The sequence below is a fragment of the Jatrophihabitans sp. YIM 134969 genome, from assembly GCF_054456675.1.
In genome coordinates this window covers 48,144-54,639 of the sequence record NZ_JBTJEQ010000033.1, presented here as the reverse complement: position 1 = coordinate 54,639, position 6,496 = coordinate 48,144, and the positions used below count along the sequence as shown (strand labels likewise).

The following is a 6,496-nucleotide window of genomic DNA, read 5'->3' as shown; positions in this document are numbered from 1 at the left end:
GAGCGCGCCCGCCGTGAGCGTCGCGTTGCCGAGCGCGGCGAGCTGGCCCGCGGGCAGGCCGCTGCCGGCGGCGAGGGCCTGCAGGTCCAGGGTCATCGAGCCGCTGCCGTCCGCGCCGGAGGTCTGGATGGCGCCGTCGCCGCCGATCGCGCCGGACGACGCCGTGGCACTGCCGTCGGGGTTCGCCTGGGCGAACTGGTGCAGGACGCCGAAGCGGAGGCCCTGGCCGATCGGGATGGTCTGGCCGCCGATCGGCAGGGTCAGGTCTCCGAGGACCGTCGCCCCGAGCGGGTTGGAGCTCGTGACCGTGGGGCCGCCCTCGTTGACGGCCACGGCGTCCTGCAGGGAGGCGACCGTGGCGAGGTCGGTGCCGGCGGCGAGGCCGGAGAGGAAGAACCCGCGGCCCTGCGAGACCGGGGGCGCCTCGGCGGCGAGCGCCGGGGTCGAGGTGGCGAGCACGACCGCGGTGGCGGTGGCGACGAGGACGGCGGCGGCGAGCGCGCGACGAGGGGTCAAGGCGGTTCCGTTCGCAGAGCTCAGGGCACCGGGGTCGGCCTGAGGGGAGGATGGTGACCCACCATCTACCCGCGACAGCGCGTGACGGCAACATGAACGGTGAAGACGGGAACAAGCTGCCACGCGAGAACTCGTGGCGCGGCAGCGACTTTCCGTCCTCCACACCCGGTGGACGACGCAGGGCAGCATCCACGGCACCCGTCGTTCACCCGGCCGGCCGGATCCACACCCTCGTCCACAGGCTGTGCACCGTCGACCCCCGGTGGTCCACAAGATCGTCCAGAGGCCTGTCCACAGCGTCGTTAGGTCGGGGCGCCCGACTCCCCTAGCGTCACGTCCGGCCCACCTCGGCGCGCCTGTCCACGGCGTCCGGTCTGTGGTATCACTGATACGAACACCTGTTCGACACGAGGGGGAGGCGGGCCGCCGTGGCCGTCAACGTGATGTCCGCCGAGCCCGCCGACGGCCGTCCGGATCCCCGCCCCGACGACCGCTCCGGCGGCGGCGGGTACGAGCGGTTCGACCGCACCCCGCCGCAGGACGTCGCGGCCGAGCAGTCGGTCCTCGGCGGGATGATGCTCAGCAAGGACGCCATCGCCGACGTCATCGAGAACCTCCGTGACTCCGACTTCTACCGGCCGGCGCACCAGCTGATCTTCGACGCGGTCCTCGACCTGTACTCCCGCGGCGAGCCCGCCGACGCCGTCACCGTCTCCGCCGAGCTGACCCGCAAGGGCGAGCTCGCCCGGGTCGGCGGCGGGATCTACCTGCACACGCTGATCTCCGGCGTCCCCACCGCGGCGAACGCCGGCTACTACGCCCAGATCGTCGCCGAGCGGGCGACGCTGCGCCGCCTGGTCGAGGCGGGCACCCGCATCGTGCAGATGGGGTACGGCGCGGCGATGGGCGGCAACGACCAGCCGGGTGACGTCGACGCCGTGGTCGACCGCGCCCAGGCCGAGATCTACGAGGTCACCGAGCGGCGCACCGCCGAGGACTACGTCTCGATCTCCGAGCTGCTGCAGCCGACGATGGACGAGCTGGACCGGATCTCCGAGACCGGCGGCGTCGGCACCGGCATCCCGACCGGCTTCCTCGACCTCGACCAGATCACCAACGGCCTGCACCCCGGCCAGATGATCACCGTCGCGGGGCGGCCCGGTTCGGGCAAGGCGCTCGCGCTCGACACGCCCCTGGTCACCCCCACCGGGTGGACCACGATGGGCGAGGTCGTGGTCGGCGACCTGCTCGTCGGCGCCGACGGCCGCCCCACCCGGGTGCTCGCCGCGACCGAGGTCATGACCGGTCGACCGTGCTTCACGGTGACGTTCTCCGACGGCGCCTCGATCGTCGCCGACGCCGAGCACCAGTGGGTCGTCACGTCGCCCGCGTCCGTGCTCGCCACCGTCGGCGGCGGGGAGCCGGTCGCGCCGCAGCCGGTGCGCCTGGTCGTCACCACCACCGCGGAACTCGCGCTGGCGCTGCTCACCGGTCACGACCTCGCCGTGGCCCACACCGAGGGCGTGCGGGTGGTCGACGTCCGGGCGACCGCGAGCGTCCCCGTCCGGTGCGTGCAGGTCGACAACGCCTCGCGGCTCTACCTCGCCGGCCCCACCGGGCTGCCCACCCACAACTCGACGCTCGCGCTGGACTTCGCGCGCTCGGCGGCGATCAAGCACAACAAGACCACGGCCATCTTCTCGTTGGAGATGGGCAAGACCGAGATGATGATGCGGCTGTTCTCGGCCGAGGCGTCGGTGCCGCTCGCGAACATGCGCTCGGGCCGGATGACCGACCAGGACTGGCAGCGGGTCGCCAAACGCTCGGGCCAGATGGCCGAGGCGCCGCTGTTCATCGACGACTCCCCCAACCTCACGATGATGGAGATCCGCGCCAAGGCCCGGCGGCTGTCCCAGCGCCACGACCTGGCGATGGTCGTCATCGACTACCTGCAGCTCATGACCTCGGGCAAGCGCGTCGAGTCCCGCCAGCAGGAGGTCTCGGAGTTCAGCCGCGCGATCAAGCTGCTGGCCAAGGAGCTCGAGGTCCCGGTCGTCACCCTGAGCCAGCTCAACCGTGGCCCCGAGCAGCGCACCGACAAGAAGCCGATGCTCGCCGACCTGCGTGAGTCCGGCTCCATCGAGCAGGACTCCGACCTGGTGATCCTCGTGCACCGCGAGGACATGTACGAACGCGAGTCCGTCCGTGCCGGCGAGGCCGACCTCATCATCGCCAAGCACCGCAACGGCCCGCTCGCCACCGTCCCGGTCGCGTTCCAGGGGCACCTCTCCCGCTTCGCCGACATGGCGGCCGGCTGACCGTCCCCCGGGCTCCCGAGGGACGACCGGCTCGCCTCTGGACCTGCGGTCGGGGTGTCGAACCCGTCGGCCGCGGCGTTCAGCGCACCGGGGCGCGGTGGCACGCGTCGTCGACGCCGTCGAACAGCTCACCGTCGGGCGACGGGTCGGCGTGCTCGAGGCGGTCGGGCGCGGGCTTGCCGAACTTGATGCCGAGCACCTTCGTGGGCTGGCGGGTCGCGATCAGCACGGTGTCGCCGCAGTGGGAGCAGGGCGCGGGCCGCGGCCGGTAGTCCATGCCCTCCAGTTTGACGCGGTCCGTCGGGCGCAGCGAGCATCGGCCGGTGTCTGCACCGCGACGGCCCGACCTCCGACCGCTCGACACCGCCCCGCTCGCCGAGGTGGTCGACCGGGTGTTGGCGCGTCACCCGACGGCGGCCACCGCGCGGGCGCGCGCCGTTGCGATCACCGCGGCCGCCGACCTCGCCTGCAGCCACTTCGCCGCGGGCGGACGGCTGGTCCTGGCCACGGCCGGCGGACCCGCCACGGTCACCGCCACGGAGGCGACGGCGACGGCCCGGCGCTTCGCTCACGAGTACGGCTTCGCCGACGGCGCGGTGCTCGTGTCGACCGAGGGCGCCCCGGTGCGGCCGACGCCCCGCGACGCCGTGGTCACCGTCGACGACCTCGCGGGCTCGGCCGGACCCGACGTCGTCGCCGCGCTCGACGCGCTGGCCACCGCGGTCGCGGCGCACCTCGGCCACCTGCACGATGACCTGCCCGTCGACCTGGTCGCCCGCTCCGACGCCGACCACGAGCGGGTCGTGACCATGGTCGGGAGCATCGCCGGTACCGACCCCGCCACCGCGCACGCCGCGGCCGAGGCGGCCGGCTTCGACGTGCGGGTCGCGGTGCTCGCCCTCGCCGGACCCCTCGACCTCGGGCAGGCCCGCTTGCTCGCGAGCAGCCACCGCACCCTGCGGGAGGCGCTGGCGAACCTGCCGCGCCGTCCGCCCGACCCGCCGCGTCCGCCCGGGGCCGACCGCCCGGTCGGTTCAGACACCCGGTGACAGGTTGCCCGGTGACAGGGAGCCCGGTGACAGGGACGCCGGCGACGGCGCCGCTGCGCCCCGGGCGCCGAGGTCCCACCGGACCATCCGCCGGTCGACCGCGTCGAAGCCGTAGAGCGCGCCGTCGGCCACCACGACGCCCGCGCTGCCCGTCCCGGAGCCGAAGCGGCGGACCACCGCCCCGCTGGGGACGTCGTACGCGACCGTCCGGCCCGAGGAGCTGACGTACGCCACCCCGCCGGCGGCGCTCACCGGCGAGGTCCCCGCCTCGTCACCGGTGTGCGTCCAGAGCGGAGCACCCGAGAGGACGTCGAGGGCCGTCACGACCGGATCGTTGTCCGCGACGACCAGCCGATCGCCGACCAGGGCCGGTGTGCCCGTCACCTGCCCGGACCCGACGACCTGCTCCCAGAGCAGGGCACCCGTCGTAGCGCGCAGCGACAGGACCGTGCCGGACACCGTCGTCACGAAGACCCGGCCGTCGGCGACCACCGGCGGCGGGTACGGCTGCGCCTGTCCGGGTACGGCGCTGGCCCACACGACAGCACCGGTCGCGGCGTCGAGCGCACGCACCACCGCGTCCGTGGCCCCCAGGTAGATGCGCCCGCCCACCACGGTCGGCCCGTAGGGGTAGAAGCCCGGGCCGAAGCTGGTGGTCCACCGCATCGCGCCGGTGGCGGCGTCGAGGGCGTGGAGCACGCCGTTGGTGCGGGAGGCGACGTAGACCTTGCCTCCGGCGACGACGGGGCTGTCCCTGATGGCGCCGCCGGTGTCGTAGCTCCACTTGCGCGCGCCCGTGGCGAGTGAGAGGGCGTGGAGGTGGCGGTCGGAGGAGCCCACGTACACGACGCCGTTCGCGACCACCGGTGCGTTCGTACCCGGGTTGGTGTCCGCCAGCGTGACGCGCCAGACCTGCGCGCCGGTCGCGGCGTCGAGGGCGACCACGTCCTCGAGGAAGGTGTGGAAGACGACCAACCCGCCCGCGACGGCCGGGGGCCCGTAGACCGCCTGGTCCAGAGGGGTGGTCCAGCGCTCGACCAGGTCGTCGACGGTGTCCGGCGTGAGGGCTCGCTCGAACGGGTTGAGGCCGGTGTGGCCGGCGTCGAAGCTCGGGCCGGGCCAGTCGGTGCGCACCGTGAACGCGACCTGCGCCGCCGCCCCCGTGCGACGCCCGACCGCGGTGACCCAGTGCTTGCCCGGTGTGGTGGCGCGGGTCGTCGCGACGTGCGTGGTGAACCAGCCCGCGCTGTCCGTGACCACGAGCGCGACCGCGGTGGTGTCGAGGTACACGTCGACAGCCTCGATCGCGCCGAAGGTGGTGCCGGCGACCACGACCTCGGCGGTCGGGCGCACGACGGCGGGTGAGGCCGTCACGCCCGCCGTCAGGGTGAACTTCGGGCCCTTCGCGGTGCCGTCGCCCGTGGTCACCGCGACCACGCCGACCCCGCCTGCCGGCACCCGGGCCCTGATGCGCTTGCCGGTGACGACGTCGACCGAGGTGGCGGGCCGACCGCCGACGGTGACCGTCGAACGGGCCGTGAAACCGGTGCCGACGACGGTCACGAGGGTGCCGACCGGGCCGCTCGTGGGCGTGACCGACGTGATGGTCGGTGGCGCGGCGAGTGCGGGGGTCGCGGTGACGACCCCGAGCGCCAGCACCGCGACGACGAGCAGGACCAGGCGGCGCGGCATGCGCGCAGGGTAGGAACGCAGAGGCGTGTACGGGGACGGATCGCAACAGGTCTGCCCGAAAGGTCAACCCTCGGCAACGCGTGGTCGGTGGCAGGCGTCAGGATGGGCGGCGTGACCACTGCGCACACGACGACCCTCGGCGCGATCTTCCTGCCCGACCTCCCACCCGAGCGGCTGCAGCCCGTCGCCCGGGCGGCCGACCGGGCCGGGCTCGAACAGCTGTGGCTGTGGGAGGACTGCTTCAAGGAGAGCGGCATCGCACCCGCAGCGGCCGCCCTCGCCTGGACCGAGCGACTCACCATCGGCATCGGGCTGATGCCGGTGCCGCTGCGCAACGTCGCGGTCACCGCCATGGAGATCGCCACGATCGAGCGGTTGTTCCCGGGCCGGTTCCGTCCGGGCGTCGGGCACGGCGTGCTCGAGTGGATGGGGTGGTTGGGCGTGCGGGCGGAGTCACCGATGACGCTGCTGCTCGAGTACACCGACGCGCTGCGCCAGTTGTTGCAGGGTGCAACGGTCAACGCGGACGGCCGGTACGTCCACCTCGAGGACGTCACGCTCGACTGGCCGCCCGCCGTGGCGCCGCCGGTCTACGTCGGGGCGAAGGGACCGAAGACCGTCGCCCTCGCGGGCGGCCACGGCGACGGCGTGATCTTCACCGACGAGACCACCCCGGAGCAGTTGCGCGAGTCGGCGCGCATCGCCGCCGAGGCGGCGTCGGCCGCCGGCCGAGCGACGCCCGACAACCTGGTGTTCGTCCTGGTCGACGGACGTCCGTCCGCGGCCGAGGTCGCCGCCCGCGTCGCCGAGTTCGTCGACGCCGGCGCGACCGAGATCGCGCTCCAACCGCACGGCGACGCCCTGCCCGCCGAGGAGTTCGTCGAGTTCGTCGCGACCGAGGTCCGCCCGCTCGTCCCGTGA

At 73.9% G+C, this 6,496-nt stretch carries 5 protein-coding genes and 1 pseudogene; 3 read left to right on the top strand and 3 right to left on the bottom strand.

Annotated elements, in window-relative coordinates; translation table 11 throughout:
• A partial coding sequence (locus ACXR2U_RS16785) for a choice-of-anchor G family protein (RefSeq protein ID WP_458826210.1) occupies positions 1–516 on the bottom strand: 516 nt, incomplete at its 3' end.
• Positions 517–1,037: 521 nt separating this feature from the next.
• On the opposite strand from ACXR2U_RS16785, the pseudogene dnaB reads away from it, so the two are divergent.
• Positions 1,038–2,834 (top strand): annotated as a pseudogene (dnaB, locus tag ACXR2U_RS16780) (replicative DNA helicase); the annotation flags it as partial.
• Positions 2,835–2,913: 79 nt separating this feature from the next.
• Here dnaB and ACXR2U_RS16775 read toward each other — a convergent pair.
• A complete protein-coding gene (locus ACXR2U_RS16775; RefSeq protein ID WP_458826209.1) occupies positions 2,914–3,111 on the bottom strand; it encodes a hypothetical protein in 198 nt (65 codons plus the stop codon).
• Positions 3,112–3,157: 46 nt separating this feature from the next.
• On the opposite strand from ACXR2U_RS16775, the gene ACXR2U_RS16770 reads away from it, so the two are divergent.
• Positions 3,158–3,883 carry a hypothetical protein gene (locus ACXR2U_RS16770; RefSeq protein WP_458826208.1) on the top strand — a complete coding sequence of 242 codons (726 nt, stop codon included), beginning with the start codon at positions 3,158–3,160 and terminating at the stop codon, positions 3,881–3,883.
• On the opposite strand, the gene ACXR2U_RS16765 is transcribed toward ACXR2U_RS16770, so the two are convergent.
• Positions 3,869–5,575: an outer membrane protein assembly factor BamB family protein gene (locus tag ACXR2U_RS16765; RefSeq protein ID WP_458826207.1), complete on the bottom strand. Its 1,707-nt coding sequence runs from the start codon at positions 5,573–5,575 to the stop codon at positions 3,869–3,871. The two genes, ACXR2U_RS16770 and ACXR2U_RS16765, sit on opposite strands and share 15 nt — an antisense overlap.
• A 111-nt stretch (positions 5,576–5,686) precedes the next feature.
• Between ACXR2U_RS16765 and ACXR2U_RS16760 the strand changes: the two genes are divergently transcribed.
• Complete coding sequence (locus tag ACXR2U_RS16760) at positions 5,687–6,496, top strand: LLM class flavin-dependent oxidoreductase (RefSeq protein WP_458826206.1); 810 nt, start codon at positions 5,687–5,689, stop codon at positions 6,494–6,496.